The 24278-nt window shown below is 57.0% G+C and carries 19 protein-coding genes and 1 tRNA gene; 7 read left to right on the top strand and 13 right to left on the bottom strand.

What is annotated here, in order from left to right:
• Together flgH and Q0864_RS12620 are read left to right on the top strand one after the other, a co-directional pair.
• Nucleotides 1–729, top strand: coding sequence for a flagellar basal body L-ring protein FlgH (gene flgH / locus Q0864_RS12625; protein WP_298570496.1), 729 nt, complete (start codon nt 1–3; stop codon nt 727–729).
• Nucleotides 730–740: 11 nt separating this feature from the next.
• Nucleotides 741–1238, top strand: coding sequence for a flagellar basal body-associated FliL family protein (locus tag Q0864_RS12620; protein ID WP_298570495.1), 498 nt, complete (start codon nt 741–743; stop codon nt 1236–1238).
• Nucleotides 1239–1258: 20 nt separating this feature from the next.
• On the opposite strand, the gene Q0864_RS12615 is transcribed toward Q0864_RS12620, so the two are convergent.
• From Q0864_RS12615 to Q0864_RS12605, 3 genes are read right to left on the bottom strand one after another with little or no spacing between them, the layout of a single operon-like run.
• Nucleotides 1259–2506, bottom strand: coding sequence for an FAD-dependent oxidoreductase (locus Q0864_RS12615; protein WP_298570494.1), 1248 nt, complete (start codon nt 2504–2506; stop codon nt 1259–1261).
• 45 nt (nt 2507–2551) lie between these two features.
• On the bottom strand, nt 2552–3487 hold the full coding sequence (locus tag Q0864_RS12610) for a proline racemase family protein (RefSeq protein ID WP_298570493.1): 936 nt from the start codon (nt 3485–3487) through the stop codon (nt 2552–2554).
• Nucleotides 3478–4437 (bottom strand): dihydrodipicolinate synthase family protein, encoded by a 960-nt coding sequence (locus Q0864_RS12605; RefSeq protein WP_298570492.1) that lies wholly within the window; start codon nt 4435–4437, stop codon nt 3478–3480. The genes Q0864_RS12610 and Q0864_RS12605 overlap by 10 nt, the downstream gene beginning before the upstream one ends.
• A 163-nt stretch (nt 4438–4600) precedes the next feature.
• Between Q0864_RS12605 and Q0864_RS12600 the strand changes: the two genes are divergently transcribed.
• Nucleotides 4601–5266, top strand: a complete 666-nt coding sequence (locus Q0864_RS12600; protein ID WP_298570491.1) for a GntR family transcriptional regulator — start codon at nt 4601–4603, stop codon at nt 5264–5266.
• On the opposite strand, the gene Q0864_RS12595 is transcribed toward Q0864_RS12600, so the two are convergent.
• The 9 genes from Q0864_RS12595 to Q0864_RS12555 all read right to left on the bottom strand — a co-directional run bounded on the left by Q0864_RS12595 (nt 5263) and on the right by Q0864_RS12555 (nt 16895).
• A complete protein-coding gene (locus Q0864_RS12595) occupies nt 5263–5961 on the bottom strand; it encodes a fumarylacetoacetate hydrolase family protein (protein ID WP_298570489.1) in 699 nt (232 codons plus the stop codon). The genes Q0864_RS12600 and Q0864_RS12595 overlap by 4 nt on opposite strands.
• A complete protein-coding gene (locus Q0864_RS12590) occupies nt 5958–6794 on the bottom strand; it encodes an alkaline phosphatase family protein (protein WP_298570488.1) in 837 nt (278 codons plus the stop codon). Before Q0864_RS12590 ends, Q0864_RS12595 begins: the two co-directional genes overlap by 4 nt.
• 29 nt (nt 6795–6823) lie before the next feature.
• Entirely contained in the window at nt 6824–8461 is a 1638-nt protein-coding gene (locus tag Q0864_RS12585) for an ABC transporter ATP-binding protein (RefSeq protein ID WP_298570487.1), read from the bottom strand.
• Complete coding sequence (locus Q0864_RS12580) at nt 8458–9273, bottom strand: ABC transporter permease (protein WP_298570486.1); 816 nt, start codon at nt 9271–9273, stop codon at nt 8458–8460. Before Q0864_RS12580 ends, Q0864_RS12585 begins: the two co-directional genes overlap by 4 nt.
• Nucleotides 9270–10226, bottom strand: coding sequence for an ABC transporter permease (locus Q0864_RS12575; RefSeq protein ID WP_298570485.1), 957 nt, complete (start codon nt 10224–10226; stop codon nt 9270–9272). Before Q0864_RS12575 ends, Q0864_RS12580 begins: the two co-directional genes overlap by 4 nt.
• Nucleotide 10227: 1 nt before the next feature.
• Nucleotides 10228–11811 carry an ABC transporter substrate-binding protein gene (locus Q0864_RS12570; protein ID WP_298570484.1) on the bottom strand — a complete coding sequence of 528 codons (1584 nt, stop codon included), beginning with the start codon at nt 11809–11811 and terminating at the stop codon, nt 10228–10230.
• A gap of 222 nt (nt 11812–12033) precedes the next feature.
• A complete protein-coding gene (locus Q0864_RS12565) occupies nt 12034–14691 on the bottom strand; it encodes a TRAP transporter large permease subunit (RefSeq protein WP_298570483.1) in 2658 nt (885 codons plus the stop codon).
• A gap of 12 nt (nt 14692–14703) precedes the next feature.
• Nucleotides 14704–15702 carry a TRAP transporter small permease subunit gene (locus tag Q0864_RS12560; RefSeq protein WP_298570482.1) on the bottom strand — a complete coding sequence of 333 codons (999 nt, stop codon included), beginning with the start codon at nt 15700–15702 and terminating at the stop codon, nt 14704–14706.
• A gap of 110 nt (nt 15703–15812) precedes the next feature.
• Nucleotides 15813–16895: a TRAP transporter substrate-binding protein gene (locus Q0864_RS12555; protein ID WP_298570481.1), complete on the bottom strand. Its 1083-nt coding sequence runs from the start codon at nt 16893–16895 to the stop codon at nt 15813–15815.
• A 396-nt stretch (nt 16896–17291) separates the two neighbouring features.
• Between Q0864_RS12555 and Q0864_RS12550 the strand changes: the two genes are divergently transcribed.
• The 3 genes from Q0864_RS12550 to Q0864_RS12540 are packed head-to-tail and all read left to right on the top strand — an operon-like array spanning nt 17292 to nt 21880.
• Entirely contained in the window at nt 17292–17759 is a 468-nt protein-coding gene (locus Q0864_RS12550; RefSeq protein ID WP_298570480.1) for a MarR family transcriptional regulator, read from the top strand.
• 10 nt (nt 17760–17769) lie between these two features.
• Complete coding sequence (locus Q0864_RS12545; protein ID WP_298570479.1) at nt 17770–18819, top strand: efflux RND transporter periplasmic adaptor subunit; 1050 nt, start codon at nt 17770–17772, stop codon at nt 18817–18819.
• Nucleotides 18820–18832: 13 nt separating this feature from the next.
• Nucleotides 18833–21880, top strand: a complete 3048-nt coding sequence (locus Q0864_RS12540; protein ID WP_298570849.1) for an efflux RND transporter permease subunit — start codon at nt 18833–18835, stop codon at nt 21878–21880.
• 81 nt (nt 21881–21961) lie between these two features.
• Here the strand turns inward: Q0864_RS12540 and Q0864_RS12535 are convergent.
• Nucleotides 21962–22035, bottom strand: a tRNA-Gly gene (locus Q0864_RS12535).
• An 813-nt stretch (nt 22036–22848) separates the two neighbouring features.
• On the opposite strand from Q0864_RS12535, the gene Q0864_RS12530 reads away from it, so the two are divergent.
• Nucleotides 22849–23280 (top strand): hypothetical protein, encoded by a 432-nt coding sequence (locus Q0864_RS12530; protein WP_298570478.1) that lies wholly within the window; start codon nt 22849–22851, stop codon nt 23278–23280.
• Nucleotides 23281–24278: the final 998 nt, after the last annotated feature.

The raw sequence follows: 24278 nt of genomic DNA, 5'->3' as shown, positions 1-24278 counted from the left end.
ATGCGCCCGGTCACTTTTGTTCTTATCTTTTTCGCCTTCGCAGCATCTTGTGCTCGCATGGAGAACGTCGGCAAAGCGCCGTCGCTCAATCCAATAGAAATGAGCGCCGAACACACTGCGATGAATGCTTCAGCCTTGCCGCGCACCGCGCCACCAAAAAGCTCGCCTGTGCGCGCTTCGCTTTGGAGTGGTGGCAGGCAATCGCTTCTGGGGGATCGTCGCGCGCAAGCTGCCGGAGACATTCTGACCGTAGTCATCGAGATCAATGACCGAGCTGAGTTTTCCAACAGTTCCGCCAGATCGCGCGGCGCGTCCGAGGATATGGGCGTTCCTGATTTCTTTGGGCTACCGCAGTCGATTAACGAAGGCTTGCCTGATGGCGCATCAATGGGAAATGCTGTGGCGCTTTCTTCAAACAGCTCATCAAAGGGCAACGGTTCGGTCAAGCGAAACGAAAAGCTGGAACTTCGCGTAGCTGCAACTGTCATCGGAACGCTGCCCAACGGGGTCTTGCAGATACAGGGCACTCAGGAAGTCCGGGTTAACTTCGAACTTCGCGAGCTGCTGGTGACCGGGTTTGTGCGCCCGGAGGATATCTCGCGTCAGAACGAAATATCTTACGACAAGATCGCGTCAGCGCGGATTTCCTATGGTGGCCGCGGACAGATTACCGACGTTCAGCAACCGCGATACGGACAACAAGTCGCAGATATCATTCTGCCCTTCTGAGGACCAAGAACATGGGTAAAATCCTTCCTATCCTTTTGGCGATCATCGGTCTTGGCGGTGGCGTCGGCGTGGGGATGATGTTGAAACCGCCTTCTGAGGTGGTCGAAGTCAATCCGTGCGGCGAGGCCGCTGATCCTGCGAAAGAGCACACTGAACCTTCTGAAAGTGGGGATGCCGCAAACGGAACGACCGAGTTCGTGAAGATCAACAACCAGTTTGTGATCCCTGTCGTCCAAGGCACAAAAATAGCCTCGCTTGTCGTTATGTCTCTGAATGTAGAGGTGAAAACGGGTGGTCGTGAAATTGTCTATCAACGCGAACCGAAACTGCGCGACGAGTTCCTACAGGTGATGTTCAACCACGCCAACAATGGAGGTTTTGACGGAATGTTCACTCAATCGGGTCGCCTCGCCAGTTTGCGCATGGCGTTGAAAGAAGTGGCCGTAAGCATTATTGGCGACACGGTTAGGGATGTGTTGGTAACCAACATCGTGCGACAAGACATCTGAAGCGACCCGACGACCGGCGGCTAAAACCTTTTGGCCGAAAACGGCGACAGGTTGATATCTGGCTCTGTGCCTGCAATCAGATCCGCCGCCAGCTCTGCCGTTCCTGCCGATTGGGTTAGCCCCAGATGCCCATGCCCGAATGCATAAAGAACGCGGTCATCACTTGGCGAGGCCCCGATCACCGGAAGGCTGTCGGGCAAAGATGGGCGATACCCCATCCAGTGTTCTCCGTTTGCCACTTGAAGCGTCGGGAAAAACGTCTTCGCTTTTGAAACGAGCGCCTCTGCACGTCGAAAATTGGGCGGCAGTTCCAATCCACCAAGTTCGACGGCACCTCCTATGCGCAAGCCCTCGCCAATCTTTGACATGACGAACCCATGCGCGGAGAACGAAACATGCGTTTTCAGGTCGACAGATGACGTTTCGAATGTCGTGTTGTAGCCCCTCTCCGTTTCCAGCGGGAATTTGTCGCCAATCATTCTTGCCAGCCTGTGCGACCACGCCCCAGCACAAATGACAACACGCTGCCCGGAAACCAGCCCCTGTTCCGTTTCAAGCTGAATGCAGGAAGGCTTGAGTTGGATATCGCTCACCGTAGAAATCCGAAGCGCACCGCCAAGCTCAAAGAACGCCTGTGCCAGTTTCTCGGTCCACTTCAACGGATCCGTGGTGTTGAACCAACCCGGCGTAAACCCTGCATGGGTAAACCGATCGCTCAAGCCGGGTTGTATCTCCCTGATTTCCTCGGCGCGCGTCAGCAGATCGAAAGGTATGCCAAGCTCTTCTCGCCGTTTCCAAAGGGGGAGCGCCGCCTTGAACGCGGCTGCGCCTTCGTAAAGCTGAAGCTGACCCTCGCGCCGTATCAATGCTGGGTCTCCGAAAGCGACCAACTGCCGTTCAAACGCTGCTGCGCAATGGTGCATCAATGAGGTCTGAGCTTCGACCGCATTTTCATATCGGTCTTTCCAGCTGGATCGCCAGAATCGGAGCATCCACGGCAAAATCCTGATTGCGTAAGAGGGCGGAACTGATAGTGGGCCAAGCGGGTCAATCAGCCATTTCGGGGCTTTTCGCATGATGCCCGGCGTGGCCAAAGGCTCGACCTCGCTGAAGGCAAACGCGCCGGCATTGCCACGCGAAGTTTCTTGCGCAACGCCTTTTCGGTCAACCAGCAGAACCTTTCGGCCCTGAGAGGCAAGCCTGAGCGCCGTGCTGACACCGATGATGCCCGCCCCGATCACGATGATGTCGTGTGTGTCCTGTGTCATAGGTTTTCCAAACGAGACGCGCCCTTTGCACCATCACTATCTTGATCACGTTGGTCGAATTCCATTCCGGAAAGGGTCGCCACCGGCAAAAAGCAATTCAGCTTGCGCGGTGACGTAAGCGCGACCTTCAATTGTTGCGATGACTCCGCCGGTCGGTCCGGGTTCATAACTGACCTTATAGGTGCTGCCGATGATGCTTTCCTGCACCCATACTTCTCCGGCGCGGAGCTTTGCATCAGCCGCCTTGCAAGCGACCGCGGCTGAACAGCCCGTTCCGCAGGGGGACCGATCATACGCGCCGCCGGGACAGAGGACAAAGTTCCGGCTATCTGAACCTGCCAGATGTGGCGGACCGAACAATTCGATATGGTCGATTTGCGCTCCATTTTCTCCAGCTATCCCTTCGCGCTCCAACGCCTCGCGAATCGCTGTCGCTCTGCTTGTCAACGCTGGTATGTTGTCGAAGTTAGCTGCGATGGTCTCGCTATTCGTCAGGAAAAACCAGTTCCCACCCCAAGCCACATCGCCAACAACGGGTCCGACTCCCTCAACATCGATCTGAACGTTCTGCCGATACCGATAGCTTTCGACATTTGTCATGCGCACCGTGTTTGGATCGAGCAGATCGACCGTGACGACCCCGACTGGCGTCTCGAACCGATGAGATCCCACGCCAATCTCGCCTAGATGCGCCAAGGTAACAGCCAGCCCGATCGAAGCGTGACCACACATTCCAAGATTACCGACAGTGTTGAAAAATATTGCGCCAGCCGCACAGGTTTTGTCAGCCGGAGGCACCAAAAGCGCACCGACCATGGCGTCGTGTCCGCGTGGTTCGGCAAGCGCGGCGGCATATATCCAGCTGTGATCGGCTTCCAGCCGCTTTGCACGCTCGGTCACGCTGCCCGACCCAAGGTCAGGCCCGCCCGCCACGATAACCCGCGTCGGCTCTCCTTCGGTGTGACTGTCGATTACGCGCATTCGGTTACGACACCCCCTTGTCGTGCCCATACGGCATACCAGTCTCTAAACAGGCCAAACTGTGCTTCACAATAGTTTCGTTGGGCCGCCGTCAGGCTGTCGGTTTCGTTGAAATGCGTTCGGTAGGCTTCATCCCCTGACAGCGCCATTAGGTGTTTGTAATAAAGCACCAGATCCGGGCCTTCATCGAAGCTCGACAGGACGCCAAGAGCTTCTTCCAGTTCACGCGCCTTCAAGCGGGCATCCCCATCACCGGCTGCGGCACGTTCACACAACGCCACAAGGTGCAAAACCTCGCGCGGCAGCACGTTGCCAATCCCGGTGATCGCACCCTTTGCACCGCAGTTCACATAACCGTGGAACACCGTGGTATCGACCCCGATCATCAGCGTAACATCATCGTCCTGTGAAGTGATGTTTTCGGCGGCATAGCGCATGTCGTCAGCGCCTCCAAACTCCTTGAAGCCAATCAGGTTCGGGTGTTCTGCACGCAAAGCAAAGAATAGGTCAGCGCGGGTCGCGAAGCCATAATAGGGACTGTTATAGATCACCGCAGGTAGGTCTGGTGCAGCAGCCAGGACTGCCGAAAAGTGGTGACGTTGGGCGGTCAGCGATGATCCGCGCGATAACACGCGTGGAATAACCATCAAGCCTTTCGCACCAACTTTGGCAGCGTGGGCAGCATGCGCGACAGCCATCTTTGTGTTCACGGCCCCAGTGCCGACGATGACGGGAATGCCAGCTTGGGTGAGGCGGGCGACCCCTTCCATTCGTTCACCATCTGTCAGAAGCGGCCAATCGCCCATCGAGCCGCAATAGACGACCGCAGACATGCCTGCGGCAATCAGCTCCAGCCCCTTGGCGACGAGGGCGTCGTAATCTGGCGTGCGACCCTTGGTGCACGGTGTCATGAGGGCTGGAATGCAACCTTTGAAGATATCGGCGTTCATTTAAGTCTCCTGCACGGGTTCTGTGTTGCAGCTGGTCGTCAAACCCGCTGCGGCATCGCTTGACTCAGAGCTAAGCAAAATTGTATCCAATATTCAATCTTTATTCATCCGGGCCTTTTCACGACCGGCGCGCGTCGTGAGCTTGCCGGAAGGAGAATGCCCTATGCCATTAGAATCCGTGGATATTTCCCAAACGGCCTCGGCTGCGTCGATCATTTTCGAAGCGCTTAAGAAAGCCATCATCGAAGGTGAGATCAAAGAAGCTGCGCCGCTTCGGCAAGACGAGATTGCGAAAATGTTCAACACATCACGCATACCGGTTCGCGAAGCGATTCTGCGGCTGGAAGAGCACGGCTTGGTCAAATCGCAACGCTATAAGGGCGCGGTCGTATCAACGTTGTCGTCTAAAGAGGCGTCCGAGATTTTCGACTTTCGTGCCGTGTTAGAGCCACATGTCATTCGCGCAGCCGTGCAAAAAATGACGCCCGCGACGCTGGCCAAAGCGCGCGCATATTGCGAGGCGTTTTACACCGAGGCCGACCCGATGAAATGGGGCGATCTGAACCGGCAGTTTCACGCGACGCTCTATAACGCCAGTGGCTTGGCCTATCATCTGGAGGCGATCGACGGCGCGCTAAACAGGATCGACCGCTATCTACGCGCCCAGTTGGTGCTGAGCGATGGCATGGCACGCGCCAATGACGAGCACATGCAAATTCAGGCGGCGTGCGAACGCAGAGATGCCGATCGAGCGGCCGAGTTGACAGAACGCCATATTCTTGGCGCACGCGACAGTTTACTCACGCATCTGTCGTCGATTGGGGGCTAGGCGGTTGCCGACCCAATATGGGTTGTTAGTTGACCCAACCCTTCAATCACGACCACGCAGACATCGCCCTGCACAAGGGGGCCGACGCCTTCTGGCGTGCCTGTGAATATCAGGTCACCGGGCGCGAGCACGACCATAGATGATAGGTAGGCGATCACATCTGCGACCGGCCAGATCAGGTCTGACAGGTCCGAAGACTGGCGTAGATCACCATTCACGGACAAGCTGATCGCGCCAGCAGTCAGGTGGCCCGAAGTTGAGACCGGATGAAGCTGCCCGCACGGGGCAGAGTGATCAAATCCCTTTGCCATGTCCCATGGCCGCCCAACTTTCTTGGCGGCGGCCTGAAGGTCACGGCGGGTCAGATCATTGCCGATGGCGTAACCCCAGACGTGATCCAGCGCCGTTTCAACCGGAATGTTCGCCCCACCGATGCCGATGGCGACGACCAGCTCGGCCTCGTGATGCAGGTTGTCCGTGCCGGGCGGGTAAGGCACCGTTGCCCCATCCGCGACCAGCGCATCGGCGGGTTTTGAGAAAAAGAACGGTGGGTCCTGATCCGGGTTCGACCCCATTTCACGCGCATGGGCCGCGTAGTTCTGGCCGACACAATAGATGCGGCGCACGGGAAAGCGGTCGTCCGACCCAACGATGGGCAGCGACGGCTGCGGGGGGCAGGGAATGGCCCAAGTCATGTCAAAAATACCTCGGCTTTCATGGTGTCGGGGATCGGTGCGCCCAGTCGCGACAGGATCGTGGGGGCGAGTTGTAGCTGGCACAGGCGGTCATCGAAATCGGGGCCAGCGGCGGGTCCGAAATAGTAAAGCGCCGCGTCCTGCTGCAAATCTTCGCGCCCGCCATGGTGGCCGCGGTCGGTTTGGCCGTGATCGGCGGTCACGATGATCTCATACCCATCTGCGCGCCACCGGTTGATGAACAGCGCCAACTGTTCGTCCGCTTGAAAGCAGGCGTGGTCCATTTCCTGACAGTCGTGCCCGAACCGATGGCCCATGCTGTCCAGCGTGCAAGTGTGCAGGATGCCATAGTTCAGGTTGAACCGTTCACACAGCATGGTCAGCGTCGCGAACAAGTCGATGTCAGCAGGAGTTGTCTGGTTGATCAACCCATATCCGGTCATCGTGTGAAATCGACCGTGGTTGATCGAGGTGCTGTCGGGCTCGTCGTATTCGATATCGCGCACCAGATCAAAGGGCGCGCGGCTGAAGAACTCGGACCAGAAACTGTGGGTGACAGCGCCCGTGACACCACCGGCCTTGCGCACCTGACTGAAGATATCGGGCTGAGCCAGGCGGAACACGTTGTTGTTGCCGGTGCAGCCATGGTCTTGCGGCGCAACGCCCGTGTGGATCGAGGCATAGCAACTGGCCGATGTCGACGGCAGCACCGAGCGCATTTTCCAGCGCTGTGCATCGCCACTGTCCACCCAGCCTTCCAGATTGCCAAACAACCTGCGCCAGTTTCGCCAAGGCACGCCATCGAGAATGATCAGAAGAAGTTTTCGGTCCATGATGCCCACATCTCAGCAATGGCCAACTATCAGTTCCCTGCGCTTTCCATCTTGCGATGTTCGACGACTTCTTCAAGCCACCCCAACCGCATTTCCGGAACCGAGCTGAGCAGAAGATCGGTATAGTCGTCAAACGGCGGCGACAGCACCTCGGCCTTTGTGCCATAGCGCACGACGCGCCCCTGATACATCACCGCGATGCTGTCCGCGATGGCGCGCACCGTGGCAAGATCGTGGGTGATGAACAGATAGGCGACCTGTTCGCGCTTCTGAAGGTTATGCAGAAGCTTCAGAATGTCCTCGGCGACGAGCGGGTCCAGCGCCGATGTCACCTCGTCGCAGATGATGACCTTGGGCTTCGCAGCCAAGGCGCGCGCAATGCAGACACGCTGCTTTTGCCCGCCCGAAAGCTCGGCGGGATAGCGGTCTTTGAACTCGGCTCCCATCTCGATGTCGTCAAGAAGCTCGTCGATGCGCTTGTGCTTCTCAGCGCCGCGCATCCCGAAATAGAATTCGAGTGGTCGGCCAATGATCGTGCCAACCGTCTGGCGCGGGTTCATCGCCACGTCCGCCATTTGATAGATCATTTGAATTTCGCGCAGATCGTCGCGTGCGCGGCCTTTCAAATCGGCGGACAATGTGCGGTCTTCGAAAACGATCTGCCCTTCGCGCGCGGGCAACAGCCCTGTCATCACGCGGGCCGTGGTTGACTTACCTGACCCGCTTTCGCCGACAACGGCCAGCGTTTGGCCCGCGTGCAGCTCCATCGACACGTCATGCAGCACGTCAAAGTTGGTGCCTTTATAGCGCGCAGTGACGTGCTCAATGGTCAAAACCGGATTGTCTGAAGGTGGCTTGCCTTCGTGCTTACGCGACCGCACCGACACCAGATCGCTGGTATACTCTTCTTTTGGCGCGTTGATGATTTGGTCAGTGGTGCCATGTTCCACCATATCGCCCATGCGCAGCACCATGATCTCATCCGAGACTTGGGCGACAACGGCAAGGTCGTGGGTGATATACAGCGCTGCAACACCCGTGTCGCGGATCGCTTTCTTGATCGCCATCAACACGTCGATTTGCGTGGTGACATCCAGCGCCGTGGTGGGTTCATCAAAGACCACCAGATCGGGTTCCGGGCACAGGGCCAATGCAGTCATGCAGCGCTGCAACTGCCCGCCAGAGACTTGGTGCGGATAGCGGTCGCCAATGGTTTCAGGGTCGGGCAGGCCTAACCTGGTGAACAGATCAATCGCGCGGGCCTCGGCATCTTTCTTCGAGAACTTGCTAGCGTGGATCGATGCCTCGATCACTTGCTCCATGATCTTCTTGGCGGGGTTAAAACTGGCCGCCGCCGATTGCGAGACATAGGTGACCTCGGTCCCGCGCAGTTGGCGCAGGTCCTTAAGGCTGGTGCCAAGGATCTCGCGCCCGTTGACCCAAACCTCACCGCCAGTGATTTCGACGCCACCGCGCCCATAGGCCATTGTCGCAAGCCCGATGGTTGACTTACCGGCCCCGCTTTCTCCGATCAGGCCAAGAACTTTACCCTTTTCAAGATCGAACGACACGCCATGCACGATATCGATATCACGCGGCTTTTCGCCCGGCGGATAGACGCGCGCACCGATCTTCAGGTCGCGGACTTTCAAAAGCGCGTCGCTCATCCGCGGCCTCCTTTTAGGCTGGTGGTTCGGTTCAACACCCAGTCGGCCACAAGGTTTACGGAAATGGCGAGCGTCGCGATGGCGACCGCAGGAACAAGCGCCGCCGCGATGCCATAGATGATGCCGTCCTTGTTTTCTTTCACGATGCCGCCCCAGTCTGCATTGGGTGGTTGGACTCCAAGGCCTAGGAAGGACAGGGTCGAGACGAACAGAACCGCAAAGATGAACCGAAGCCCCATTTCAGCCACAAGCGGCGATAGCGCGTTGGGCAGGATTTCACGGAAGATGATCCAAACCCGGCCTTCGCCGCGCAGCTTGGCGGCTTCGACGAAATCCATCACGTTGATATCCACGGCGACGGCGCGTGCCAGTCGATAGACGCGGGTGGCATCCAGAAGGCCCATGACAAGGATCAGGATCGTCAGTGTGACCGGCATGACCGACAAAACGACAAGCGCGAAAATCAGGGTCGGGATCGACATGATCAGATCGACAAAGCGGCTCATAACCTGATCAACCCATCCACCGATGACGGCAGCTGTAAAGCCAAGGATCGATCCGGTGGTGAAACTGATCATCGTGGCAGCAGTCGCGATAAAGATCGTCGTGCGCCCGCCATAGATCATACGGCTTAGAAGGTCGCGGCCAATATTGTCGGTGCCGATCCAGTGGTCGGCCGACCACGGCTCCCAGACATCGCCAACGATTTCTGTCATCGAATAGGGCGCGATCCATGGAGCGAGGATTGCCATCAGGAAATATAGGCTGGTGAAGAACAGGCCGAACAAAGCGGCTGGGGGAATTCTTGTCATTTCGGATGCCTCAGCCTTGGGTTGGCAAGGATCGACACGATATCCGCCACCATGTTGAGCCCGATATAGACCGCCGCGAAGATCAATCCGCAGGCCTGCACCACAGGCACGTCACGCTTGGACACGTGGTCCACCAGATATTGCCCCATGCCGGGATAGGTGAACACGACTTCAACCACCACGACCCCGACGACGAGATAGGCAAGGTTCAACATCACCACATTCACGATTGGCGCGATCGAGTTGGGAAGGGCGTGGCGGGCGATGACTTGAAAGCTGGTCAGTCCCTTCAATTCGGCCGTTTCAATATAGGCCGATTGCATCACGTTCAAAATGGCGGCCCGCGTCATACGCATCATATGGGCCAACACGACCATGGTCAGCACGGCGACCGGCAGGGCGATGGAGCTTAGCTTCTGCCCCAGGCTCATTCCGTCATGGATCATTGACACGGTGGGTGCCCATCCCAGCTTCACGCCGACGAAATACATCAGGATATAGCCGATCAGAAACTCCGGCACGGAGATCGAGGCCAGTGTGACGGCTGAAATCAGCTTGTCCGGCCAGCGTTCGCGGTACCGGACGGCCAGCAGGCCCAGAAAGATTGCCAGCGGCACGGCAACCACCGCGGCCCAGAAGGCTAGGAACAATGTGTTTTTCAGGCGCGAGCCAAGGCTGGCAGCGATATCCTGTCCAGAGGTGAGCGCAGTGCCCAGATCGCCCTGAACAAGCCCGCCCAGCCAGTCGAAATAACGGCTTAGCGCAGGTTCGTTCAGACCCAGTTCTTCGCGAATATTGGCCAGTGCCTCGGGTGTGGCGGACTGACCTAGGATGGATTGGGCCACATCACCCGGCAGAATATTCGTGCCCCAGAAGATCAGGACCGAAACCATCAGCAGAAGAAGCAGGCCCAGCGCTATGCGCTGGACCAGCAGTTTTAACAATAATGGCATATCAGCCAGCGACCCACATTTTCATCGGGGCGTAGAAGTTCATCAGGTCAAAGCCCTTGTGGCCTTCGATCCAGCCTGCGACCCGGTTGGTCGTGCCATCAATGAAGTCGTTGAACATCGGGCAGACCAAGCCGCCTTCGTTGTGAAGCAGCATGCCCATATCGGCATACATTTGGGTCCGCTTCGCCTCGTCCAACTCGCCACGTGCTGAAAGCAGCATCTGGTCGAACTGGTCGTTGAAGAACCGCGTGTCGTTCCAATCCGCCGACGACAGGTAAGCGGTGGAATACATCTGGTCCTGCGTCGGGCGCCCGCTCCAGTAACTTGTGCAGAAGGGCTGTGCGTTCCAGACCTCGGACCAGTAACCGTCGTTGGGTTCGCGCTTGATCTCAAGGTCGATCCCAGCGGTTGCCAGCGACTGCTGAAACAGCGCCGACGCATCCGGCGCGCCGGGGAAGCTGTTGTCAGATGTGCGCAGCAGGATCGGGCCTTCGTGCCCCGACTTGTCGAAGTGGAACTTGGCCTTGTCGGGATCGTAGGTGCGCTGCTCCATCTCGGTAAACAGGGGATAAGAGCTGTTGATCGGCGTGTCGTTCCCAACCGAGCCATAGCCAAAGAGGATCTTTTCGACCATCTCTTGACGGTTGATGCCGTGTTTCAGCGCCAGTCGCAGGTCGTTGTTGTCAAACGGCGCGGTGTTGCAATGGGCGATGAACACGTAGTGGCCCGGCCCAGGGGTCGAATAGACGTTGATGTTGGGTGCACGCGCCACAAGGTCGGCGGTCCGGGGTGGGACACGTCCGACCATATCGACCTGACCAGACTGAATGGCTGCCATGCGCGCGGTGTCGTCATTGATCACCACAACCTCAATCGTGTCGGCATGGCCCAGATCGCCCCAATAGTTGGGGTTCTTCTCGGCCACGAAGCGCACGCCCATATCCACTTCTTTCAGGATATAGGGGCCGGTGCCGATTGCCGCCGCCGGATCATCCTTGCCGCCATTGGGCTGGATCATCAGGTGGTAGTCGGTCATCAGATACGGAAGGTCAGCGTTCGGCGTTTCAAGTTCGACGATAAATTTGTCGCCATCAACACTCATCGACGAGATGCCGCGCATGATACCCAGCGCGCCGGATTTCGTGTCTTCGCCTGCGTGACGCTCCATCGTCGCCAGCACGTCATCTGCGGTCAGAGCTTTACCATTCGAAAACTCGACGCCCGAGCGGATCTTGAACGTCCACACCTTGGCATCCGCCGAGGCCGAAACTTCTTCTGCCAGCTTATTTTCAAGCCCACCTTGCGGCGCAAGTTCGACCAGTGGTTCACCCCAGAAGCGGCTGACCATGGTGCCGGTTGAGTTTGTCGTGGTCGCTGGGTCAAGGCTGTCGGTGGTCGACCCACCCGGAAGGCCAACGCGGATGGTTCCACCCTTGACCGGCGTCTGGGCGTAACCGGCCGACGACAGCAGCGTGTTGGCACCAGCAGCGGTCAGACCAAGCGCAGCGGCCCGTCCCATGAAGTGACGGCGCGACAGTTTGCGCGAGATGACCTGCTTGGACAGATATTCAAGTTCGTTGGACATTGAGTGCTCCCTGAGTGTGTTTACGGGCCTTTTGGCCGCTATTTTTTTCTGGGTCGACTGACAGAGTTGACCAGTTGGCGGGGTTTCGCAAGGTTTGATACCGACGAACTATCCCCGATTTCCGACACTTATCTTACGTCAGGGCGCAAAAATCCACCCTTGAGGGCAAATAAAAAGGCCGGAGTCACCCCCGGCCTTTCAAAAAGCGGTCTCTGAATTTTCCTAGAAACTCAACGAGATATCGCGGTGATTTGCAGAACAAGATGCCATGGCAAGCGCCTGTTCGCGGCTTAGACGGGACTGAACGCGAATGCCAAGACTGTCGCGCAGCGTTTCAAGATAGCCCGTCAGGACCGGCCTTAGCGAAGCTTCAGCCTCGGCGCGCCATTTCAGCTGCGATTCGAATACAGCAATTGCCGCGTCATACTCCTCCAACGCCTTGTCGCGATCCGGGGTCTTGTCGCGCAGCGCCTTGCGAACCTTGCCCAACGCGCTTTTGACGTCGCCCGCGCCATCGACTTTGCCAAAGGCCTTGGACACGTCGTTCACAACCTCTTGCGCCTGATCTTCCGGTTGCGACTGGATCGTCGCCTTCAGATTGCGCAAATCAGTCTCTAGCGCAGCAAAATCAGCATTGGCATCAAGCGCTGCCAGAACCTCGGCCGGACCTTCATAGGCATCATCGGCGGCACGGCGATACTTCACACGCGCGGCGTCTTCAGCCTTGGTGAGCGTCGCGAACTGGTTGTGCACTTCTTCCCAACTGGCGGGAATTTGTGCACGCAGATGCTCGATCTCGGCGTCCAAAACGGCGACGTCAGCTTCAAGTGCGGCACGCGCTTCAGCCTGGCTTTCGGCGCGCATCCGACCGATCCGTGTTCTAAGCTTGTCTGCCTCGTCGGCCGCGTTGCGGATCTGCTTTTCGATCCCGCGCACCAACCGAAGCTGGGGTCGGTAGTCATCGGCGGCGGCCTCGACCTGACCTGCGGCTTCAAAGGCGGATTCCAGATTGGCAATCGCCGCATCTGCGGAATCAAGCCCATCGGTCATGTCACCTGCCAGACCTTTTGGCAAAATGGACAGATCCAACGCCCGCGCAGCGGCAATCGCGTCTTGCGTTGCGGTGCCTTGGAACAATTTCTGTCCGACATAGTCTTCAAGACACAACTGCAGTTTCGGATTGCGCGGCGGTGGGCTTTGTTCCGACAGGAAGCTTACCCGGTTTGGCAGATAGTTCACCAGCGGCGGATAGGCCCCAACGATTGCCAGCGCGACAAGTTGCAACAGGATAAATGCGATAACGCCCTTATACATCTGCACGGTTCTAACCACCGCAGGTGCAACCCCGCGCAGATAGAACAGCGCAAAACCGAAGGGTGGCGTCAGGAAACTGGTCTGAATGTTCAGACCAATCATCACACCCAGCCACACCGCGGTGATATTTGCACCTGGATCAGCCAGAAGAATCGGCGCCACGATCGGAACCACGACTACCGCAATTTCGATGAAGTCGAGGAAGAACCCAAGGATGAAGATCACCAGCATGACGATGATGAACTGCGACCAGAAACCACCAGGCAGGGATATGAGGAAATCGCGCACAAGCTCTTCGCCCCCGAAGGCGCGGAACGCAGCCGTCAGCATTGCGGCACCCAGCAGGATGATGAACACCAAGGACGAGGTTTTGGCCGTTTCAAGCATAACCGCTTGCAATGTGTTGTCGTTGCGATGGGTGCGGATGCCGGACCAGATCAACGACACCAGCAACAGCAGCGTTCCGACGACACCCAAGGTGATCCCAAGCTTGTCTTCAGGTGTGTCCATTGCCTTGACGTTCATTTCGAAATTGGACAGGGCAAAGGTCAGAACCGCCATGCCCGCGATCCCGAACAGGGCAGGCAAGAAGATACCGCGGGATCCCTTTTCAGGCAACCGATAGCCCGCCATGATCAACGCCCCGGCGGCACCGATGGCACCAGCTTGGTTGACCGTCGCGATACCCGCAATAATCGACCCAAGCACTAGAAAGATCAGCGCCAAAGGCGGCACAAGGGTCAACAACGCGCCACGCCAGAACGCGGCGTTATAGCGCCCATCATACTTCACCGCTGGCGCGGCATCGGGCTTGAAGATCGCAAACAGCAGGATGTAGAGCATATATAGCCCCACCAGCACGAGGCCCGGAATGAAGGCGCCCAGAAACATCTCGCCAGCGCTGGTGCCTGCCACGTCGAAAAGCGATGGCATGGACAATTCACCCGTCACCTCTTTGTGCAAGGTTTTGCGCAAAGTGGACGCCTGATCAGCAGCCGAGGCAAGCTGGTCGGCCAGGATGATCAAAACGATTGACGGTGGGATGATCTGCCCCAGCGTCCCTGACGCCGCGATGGTGCCTGTGGCAAGCGGCGTGGAGTAATTGTTGCGCAGCATCGCTGGCAGAGAGATCAGGCCCATCGCCACAACCGTCGCGCCGACAATCCCGGTTGTCGCCGCCAGCAAAGCGCCCACGAAGACAACCGAAATGCCCAACCCGCCCGGCACAGGCCCGAACAGTTGCGCCATGGTCACCAGAAGGTCTTCGGCGATCTTGGACCGCTGAAGCATGATCCCCATGAAGATGAACAGGGGAATGGCGATCAGCGTATCTCGTTCAACCTCCAGATAGACACCCCTGAGATTGGTGACCCCTGCGGAAAGCCATTGTTGCGGCCCGCCCGAGTGGAAATAGGCATCAGGATTGCCCGCGAAAATCCAGCCCGCACCGGCGGCAAGGCCCAGCGTGATGATCGCCGCACCCGGAAGCGCGAAGGCGACCGGATAGCCAGAGCCCAGCGCCGACGCCATGATAATGATGAGGAGTAAGAGAAAGAAAAGTTCCATAATATCCTCAGCCTAGTGTGCGGATGATTGGTTGGGTTCGCGGTGGCCGGGTTCGTCCCGCTTGTCCGCAACCGATTCAAAGAAATAGCTGACAAACTGGATCAGCATCGTGATGGCGAAAAGCCCGATAAAGGCCGCCATTTGGTATTTGATATACATGCCGAAGGGGCCGGCCTGACTGATTTCGAAGTTCCGGACCGGGGCATTCACAATCGACTGCTTTCCGTTGAAAGCAATGACAAGGATGACCCAAGCGGTCGTCATGCCCAGCAGGATCGTGCCTTGCGCGTTCAGATAACCGCGCGTCGTTCGACCAAGCCCGGCATACAGGATATCCACGCGCACGTGGCCATCGTCATAAAGCGTATAGGCCGAAGCGAACAGGAACAGAGCCGCATACCAATAGCGCACCAGATCACCCATCAGCGCCTGCTCATACGAAAAGACGAAGCGAGAGATCACAATCAACAGCTCGGCCGCGACGATCAGAAGGGCGAGCCATGTAAAACCTAGGGTCCGGGTGAACAGCGCGATCACGAAACTGGCCACAATCAGCGGCACGTGCACCCAAGGTCCAACCCAGCTTGCCCGCGTGAAGTTGTTTGCAATTGCGCCGCCGAACAGAACTTCGGACAAATTCTCGGAGCGCAGGAAAGCGATGCTGGCATCGGTCAGCCCGACAAGGAAGACTGACCAGAAAAGCGCGCGGATCAGATAGACGTTGAAGCTGTGCACCATATGTGCGTCCCAGCGCAAGGCGCGGTCGCGGGTGGTCATGACCATGGCGATGGCAGCTCCGATCGCGATGACATATAGCGCCAAGTTCACCATTGCACCGGCGCTGCCACCTGCCGTCAGGCCGCGCAGGCCAGGGAAACCGAACCAGACCACCAGAACGTTATTGATCAGAAATGCCGCCAAAGCAGCAAGAACGGACCAGCCGAAGGTGCGCGCGACAAGGGCGGGCGGGCCGTGCCGTGGAATGTCTGTGTTTGTGCTGAAGCTAGTCATCTGGCTCCCCTTCAGATGGCGCCCTGACCGACCAGATGACCGGCCGTCAGATCATTAAAGAACGGGGCCGAAGCCCCGCTCAGGTTTTTTTGGATCTGATACTCAGACCCTTATAGGCCCAGGATCCGGTTACGCTGACCAACGAATTGGCCTTCGAACAGCGAGATACCGCGACCGATTTCGCGCATTTTCGACTGAACCGCATCGTTAACTTCAGCAGCAAGCGCATCGTAACCAGCGGTTTCTTCGAAGACTTCTTCTGCGGCTTCGCCCATGGCATCCCACACGTCTTCACCGAACGAGCGGACTTCGACGCCATGCTCTTCTTCGAGCTTCTTGAGGTATTCACCGTTCAGAGCCATCGATTCGAAATAGGAGTTCGAGTTCTCTTCCAGTGCTGCCGCTGTGATGATCGCCTGTTCGGTTTCCGTCAGGCTGGACCACCACGACTTGTTCGACGTCAGCGAAAGCTGTGCGCCCGGTTCGTGCATGCCGCCGGTATAGTAGTATTTGGCAGCTTCATAGAACTTCATGAAGTAGTCGTTGTAAGGACCAACCCATTCGGTCGCGTCGATGGTGCCGGACACGAGGTTTTCATAGATCTGACCACCCGGAAGCGACACGGTCGAGGCGCCCAGTTTCGACAGAACCTGACCACCAAGGCCCGGAATACGCATTTTCAGACCTTTGAAGTCGTCCGCGCTTTCGATTTCCTTGTTGAACCAGCCGCCGGCCTGTGTGCCGGTGTTGCCTGCGGGCAGACCCTTCAGACCGAACTGGTCCTGAACCTTGTCCCAAAGCGCCATGCCGCCACCATACAGAACCCACGCGTTGATTTCGGCGAAGGACATGCCAAACGGAACAGCCGTGAAATAGGCCAGCGCCGGGTGTTTGCCGGTCCAGTAATAGTCTGCGCCGATATAGGCTTGGCTGTTGCCCGATGCGACTTCGTCAAATACGTCCAGCGCGCCAACACGTTCGCCGGCCGCAAAGTATTCGGTCTGAATGGCACCTTCCGAAAGCTGGGTGATGCGGGCTGCAAGACGCTGAGCCGAAACACCAAGACCAGGGAAGTCCCGCGGCCAGGTCGACACGATGGTCATTGTTTTCCCACCCTGCGCAAGTGCAGGTGTTGCCAATGCGGTTGCGCCTGCACCAAGTGCGGCACCTTTCAGAAACTTACGGCGTTCCATGTATGTGATTCCTCCTCCGAGATTTCAGTTTTATTCGTTGTTCGGGCACAGGACGCACCAAAGCCCCCCACGCTGCCAGCGCAATTACTACGTAGATGTAAGCAGATTTCAAATGATATTTCCCAAACTGGTAATATTTTTTTACCAGTTTGGGCGATTGCCGTCAGTCCAGTGGCTGCGGATCAACACCTCAGACTGGACCTAACACCTTGATGATTGCCTAGGAAACGCTGCTTCGCAATGGAAAGCGCCGGGTTACGTATGGGCAGATCGCCGCTTTTCCACTCGTCGCGCCCGAAGCATACTCAAAAGGCGGTATTTTTGCTTCTCACTCTGGATGTTTCAAATAATGAAGTATATAGAGCGCGCAAATTCACTCCACCTAAAGTGTCTGTCATGAGATCCCAGCCTAACGACTCGGCCCAAACGGCGGCACCTGCCGAACCGGAACTGCGCGCCCTGATGGGTGTCTTTGCGCTATACCATTTCATCGAAGCGAACCTGGGCAAGGCCGCCTTGTGCGAACACCTTCCTCATACCGAGCGCAGAATTGTCGTCTGGCTCGACCACCCCAAACGATTGGGCACACTTGCCCGCGAATTGAACGTGTTGCCGTCGACCATGACCTCAGCTGCGGACCAGCTGGAAGCGCTTGGCCTTGTCGAACGCACCCGCGACCCTGCCGACCGCAGGGCTTGGCTGTTGGGTCTGACCGAACGCGGCTTGCAGACGCGAAAGGAAATGGTGTCGCTGGCGCAAGAGCTGCTGCGCGACATGCTACACCTGACGGAAGACGAACTGGCTCGCTTTGCCGATATCTCTACAAAGATCCACTCCAACGTCCAAAAACTGACGTCTTGCTAAGGAGCAAACCATGACTTTCTTTCAACGCGCCCTTGCCACGGCGGCTTTGCTTTTGACCGCGGTCACGCCTGCAGCATTTGCCGATGACGCCCTGAAACCCGTGAAGCTGATGACCGTGTCCGCTGATGATCAAACCTTTAGTCGCGTTTTCTTTGGCAAGGTCGTCGCGCGCCAGACTGTCGATCTGGCCTTTCAGGTTGGCGGTCAGATCGTGGAGTTTCCAGCCGTCGCGGGTGAATTCGTTCCCCAGGGCGATATGGTCGCCCAGTTGGAGCAGGAACAGTTTTCCCTCGCGCTGGAGCAAGCTATTTTGCAACGCGATCAAGCCGAGCGCACGCTGGAGCGCCTGACCAAATTGCGCGGCAACACGGTTAGCCAAGTGGCGCTGGACGATGCAACGACACAAGCCAGCCTCGCAGACATTGCGGTGCGGCAAGCTGAACGGAACCTGAACAACGCGACGCTCTGGGCTCCCTTTGATGCCTTGGTGGCTTCACGAAACGTGGGCAATTTCATCACTATTGCACCGGGAAACCCGGTTGTGCGCTTGCATGACATGAGCGAAATTCGAATAGAAATCGACGTGCCCGAGATCTTGTTTCAAACGGCAGGTAAAGAAGAAAACGTGCAGTTCTTTGCCAAGTTTGCATCGCATGACACGGAATATCCGGTCGATATCCGCGAATTCAACGCCGAGGCCGCGACAGCCGGGCAAACCTATCGCCTGACCCTTGGAATGGCCCCGCAAGCTGACCTGCGGGTGCTGCCCGGATCATCAGTAGATATTCGCGTGTCCGCAACGCACAGCGCACCGGGCATTCAGATCCCGGCAACCGCCATCGCGACGGAGCCCGATGGATCGCTGATGGTCATGCGCTTTACCCAAACGGACGGTGAGACCGGGACACTCAGCGCGACGCCGGTTCAGGTGGACCCTGCTTCAAACGGCAATTTCATTCTGCGCTCTGGCTTGTCTGAAGGCGACGAGATCGTCGCGGCTGGCGCGTCGGCGGTTCGTGACGGCGAGACCGTGCGCCGTTTCACCGGCTTTGCGAACTGAGGAACGGACAATGATGAACATCGCCCGCGCCTCTATCGAAAAGCCACTTTATACGTGGCTGATCATCCTGACGATGCTTCTTGGCGGCATTTGGGGGTTTTTCAACCTCGGCCGTCTGGAAGATCCTGCATTCACAATCAAACAAGCGGTTGTCGTGACACAATACCCGGGTGCCAACGCCCAACAGGTCGCGACCGAGGTTTCCGAACCGCTTGAGAGTGCGATCCAGAAGATGGAAGAGGTCGAAAAAATCACCTCGACCAACCGGCCTGGCGAAAGCAGGATCGACGTCGAAATCAAGTCGACTTACCCTGCCGAAGCTCTGCCCGATATCTGGACGCGCCTGCGCGCCCGCGTTCGGGATTCGTCTCGAAAGTTGCCGGAAAGCGTTCTGCCGCCCTTCGTCAATGACAGCTTCGGTGACGTTTTCGGACTGTATTATGCTGTGACCGCTCCGGGGTTCACCGACGCCGAACAATATGAACTTGGCACGTTTCTGCGGCGCGAGCTTCTGGCCGTGGACGGTGTGGCCGATGTGGATCTGTCCGGGCTGCCGGAAGAAGCAATCTATGTCGAACCCAACATGACGCTTGCCGTCAATCAGGGCATCCCACCACAAGCCATCGTAAGCGCCGTTTCATCTGCGAATTCAGTTTCGTCCGCCGGTGCGTTGGGGATGGGCGACACGCGCACCATGTTCCGCGCACCTGATGGCACTGAAACAGTGTCTGATATTGCCTCGCTCAGTATCGGTGTGAACGGTCAACTGATCAATGTCGCAGATGTCGCCAATGTCAGCCGCGGTCGCGTCGTCACGCCCGACCAGATCATCCGATTCAACGGGCAAGAGGCATTCACCATCGCGATTGCCGGACTGGAAACCGAAGATATCGTCGAGGTGGGTCACCGCGTCGATGACCGACTGTCTGTGCTCAGCGCTGATATTCCGCATGGGATCGCATTGCAGCCGATCTATCAGCAACACATGGTCGTCGAACAAAGCTCGAATGACTTCCTGAAGAACCTCGCAATGTCAGTCGCAATCGTGATTGTCGTGTTGGGCGCTTTCATGGGGTGGCGTGCTGCAATTGTGATCGGGGCGACGCTTCTGTTGACCGTTGTTGGCACGCTTCTGTTCATGGCGATTTTCTCGATCGAGATGGAGCGGATTTCACTGGGCGCCCTGATCATCGCAATGGGGATGCTGGTAGACAACGCCATCGTGGTGGCAGAGGGCATGCAGATTTCGCGATTGCGCGGGCGCAGTTCCCTTGAAGCCGCAGACGATGCCGCACGCAAGACCCAAATCCCGCTGCTAGGGGCTACGGTGATCGGCATTATGGCCTTTGCCGGGATCGGCCTGTCCCCGGACGCAACGGGCGAGTTTCTGTTCTCGCTTTTCGCTGTGATCGGTATTTCGCTTCTTTTGTCATGGGTCTTGGCCCTGACCGTTACGCCGCTTCTGGGGCACTACCTGTTCAAAGAAGGCTCTGCGGATGCCGCAGATGCGTATTCAGGCAAGTTCTTTCAGCTCTACAAGCGCATCCTCGATAAGGCTCTAACCCTGCGCTGGCCGGTGATTGCGGGGCTGATCGCCATCACCGTGGCCTGCTTTGCCGGCTTCGGGTCGGTCAAGCAGCAGTTCTTTCCCAATTCGAACACGCCGCTGTTCTTCGTCAACTACAAGCTTCCTCAGGGCAGTTCGATCCAGAAAGTGTCCGATGACCTGAAGGTCATGGAGGCCTGGCTGCTGCAAGAAGACGCGGTTGAATCGGTGGCGTCCTATGCGGGTCGCGGTGCTGTGCGCTTCATGCTGACCTACGATGGTGGCAAGGATAATCAGAGCTACGGCCACCTGATCATTCGCACCAGCAAGCTTGAGGACATCCCAGACCTGCACGCGCGCCTTGAAGCGTTCGGCAAAGCATCCTTCCCCGAAGCCGAATTCCGTGTGCAAAGGCTGATTTTTGGCCCCGGCGGCGGCGACCCCATTCAGGCGCGGTTCTCGGGCAGTGACCCGGCAGTGCTGCGCGCTTTGGCCGAAGAGGCGATGACGGTGATGCGCGACAGGTCTGACAGCCTTCTGAACCTGCGCACCGACTGGCGCGAACAAGAGCTGGTGATCGAACCCACCTACGCGACGCAACGCGCCCAGACGGCTGGGATCAACCGTGAAGATGTCGCAAGTTCGCTTCTGTTTGCGACCGACGGGCTGCGCGCCGGGGTTTACCGAGAACGCGAACGATTGATCCCGATTATCATGCGACGTCCACAGCCCGACGAATTCAGCCTGTTTGACCAACTGGTCTATTCCTCGGTCGCAGGCACCTATCTGCCGATCGAACAGGTAACTGATGGGTTCGATTATCGTGTCGAAGACACTTTGGTTCATCGGCGCAATCGCGTGCCGACCATATCGGTCGGTGCGGATGTCATCGAAGGCGTCACGGCCGCAGAGGCACACGCCGAAATTCGCGCCGCGATCGAGGCGATTGATCTGCCCACGGGGTATGACCTGGAATGGGGGGGTGAGTTTGAAAACTCGTCCAAAGCACAGGCAAGCCTGGGTGCCCAACTGCCCCTCAGCGCGCTGATCATGGTGATGATCTCGGTTCTGCTGTTCAACGCCATACGCCAGCCGATCATCATCTGGCTGCTTGTGCCGATGTCTGTGAACGGTGTGGTGATCGGGCTTTTGGGCACTGGCCTGCCGTTCAGCTTTACCGCACTTCTGGGGCTGCTCAGCCTGTCTGGAATGCTGATCAAGAACGGCATTGTGCTGGTTGAAGAAATTGACCTTGTGCGGGCAGAAGGCGTGCCATTGCGCCAAGCGATCATTGACGCGTCCGCCTCAAGGGTTCGGCCTGTGGTCTTGGCCGCCGTCACGACCATTTTGGGCATGGCGCCACTTTTGACCGATGCCTTCTTTGTGTCCATGTCGGTAACGATCATGGGCGGGTTGGCCTTTGCGTCAGTTCTGACGTTGGTTGCTGCTCCGGTCTTCTATTACGTCTTCTTCAAACGAGACGAGAAGACCGTGCCGCAAGCTCTCCCGGCCTAGGCTGAGCGACCGAAAACACACAAAACAGCCGATCCGAAAGGGTCGGCTTTTTCAGTGTCGGCTATTTGTGAAATGAAAGCTTGGAGCGGGCGGCGGGAATCGAACCCGCGTCATTAGCTTGGAAGGCTAAGGTCTTACCACTACACAACGCCCGCCCAGTGAAAACATGACCTATGCCATGCCGACGAAGTCGTCAAGTGCACGCTAGTTCCTTATGATATCTATAACTCCACCCTAGGGTTTGGCGCAGTCACAACTAGTTCATTCTGACCCACCACCGCTCTAGCTCAGGGGTAGAGCGATCCATTGCGGGAATGCAATTCCTCTTCAGTAAAGCTTACAGGCCGAGCGCTCGCTAACTTGGCACAGAAAGCACGAGCCTACTCGCTGAACTCATTGGTATTGAAAGCTCTTGACTGTCCTGAGTGTTTGTACTGGATATCCGCACATAGACTTGTGGATTGAGAGTTCGACTTGATAATGCTTGGCCGCTGGAGAGTCCAATTCGAGCGCTGCCCTGCGGCAAACCTCTCGCTAATCATAGGGCTGTTCTTAAGGAAATCTTTCACCATGAACTGCCTGTTCAGCGACATATGGATAGTTGAAGGCCACACCCAAATCACCCGTCTCGTTGCAAGCTTGCAAACCACTCCGGCGCCGTTTCCCTAGAATAGAACGTTTTCAATGACCACGAAACCGGGAGACCGACCATGGCACGCCGCTTTACCCTCGCCTCGCACAACGCCGCTTATACCTGTGGCAACAAAGATCCCCGCATTATCCATTATCGCTGTGGGCCGCGCCTAGCCGGCCGTGTCTCGGGAAGGCGGATCTCGTGGCCCTTTTCTGGTACTGCCGTTTCGCCCTACGCAAGCCGCTTAACCTGCTTAGCACTTCGAACAGAGGTCGCCAGGATCGTTTCCGACGGCTCGAATTCTAACCACCGACCCCATTGAAGAGGCCATCACATGCCTGACTTCTCCACTCTCGTCTCCAACTTTGCTGCAGATCCACACCCAATACTCCTTGCTATTGGCCTTCAAGGGGCTGCAATTGGGTTGATCGTTTTGGGTATTGGTGTAGTCCTTCGCGCCATTTCAAACGGATTTGGTCTTTCCGTAGTAACTATTGGCACCCGCATCATTGCTCATTGCATTGCTCTATTGCTGCTGCAGTTCGTTTTCATCCAAGCCTTCGGTTCAAGCATCCACCCGGCAATCCTGGCTATAATAACCATTTTACTGGTTTTGTTTGCTGTGCATTGGCTCATCAATTTGCTCTTCGGCAGCGAAGTTGGGAACCGTGTCATTGCGGACCTTCTCTCCTCTCTGCTGCACGGTTTGGGCTTCGTTCTCAGTAAACCTTTCAAGATGCTAAAAGAGACCTTCCGACACTTCTGACACCATCGACCATTTCATAGCAGGAAAGATATGCTGCAAGCGGATTCCTTGTATGCCAACAATGGGCAGCCCCTGAAAATCGCCCCGCTTACTATCTAAAGGTGCTGATCGAAAGTGACCCAGGTTGCACCCGCATCATAGCTAAAGTGATCCCCAGAATTGGTTGGGCGATCGATAAGTTGGATAAAGGCTCTTGTGGGACATATGACCTTTGTGACGAGGAAGTTCCCAGAAACCGTGAACAGTCTTTACCGGCAGCTCTCTACTGTCTTTTCTGCTAGGCTGAGACTGAAAACCATTAACGGAATCGAACAAGGAGCCACGTGATGCAGGTGAACCCTTCAATCCTTGAATCCGCACGAAGAGTGGTTCAAGAAAACTCGCCATTACAGGAACCGCTTGAGATTCCGTCTTACCCCGGTATGGTTGTGGGGCCTTCAGACAGCAAAGGTATCTCTGCGATTTCGTTCTTCTCTGAAAACAATCAACGATATGGGGTTGGCTCGCGCAGAACAGGATAGACGCCCATACACTTCGTTCAGAAGGGTGGTCAATCACACAAACCCTTGACATGAAAGGAAGAATGGGGATGACTTATCTGCGAAGCTCTTTGAAATCGCTGGAAAAACGCAAAATCACCGGAGGGTGGATAAAAGTTCCGATTCCGCCTGTGATATCAAAGGCTTCTAGAGGTGCTCTCGCATCCCCGCTTCGGCGGGGTTCCACTGAGACATGTCACCTCCCACTTGTCGGTGTAGGTTCCACCTCGCATCCCCGCTTCGGCGGGGTTCCACTGAGACTCCATTAGGAAGCAGCTCGTTACACGTGAAACGCCTCGCATCCCCGCTTCGGCGGGGTTCCACTGAGACTTTTGTGGCAGTTTAGTCGCAGCTTTTGCCGCCACCTCTCACCCCTGCTTCGGCGGGGGTGTTTGCGTTTGGGTGGGGCGGTTTGGGGTTGATGCTCTGTAGTTGGGTTTGGTTTGTTGCAAGCTTGCA

Origin of the sequence: uncultured Aliiroseovarius sp. (genome assembly GCF_947497285.1) — a bacterium.
Classification (GTDB): Bacteria; Pseudomonadota; Alphaproteobacteria; order Rhodobacterales; family Rhodobacteraceae; genus Aliiroseovarius.
Note: the sequence above shows the minus strand (reverse complement) of the source record. Positions and strands in the feature narration are given on the sequence as shown.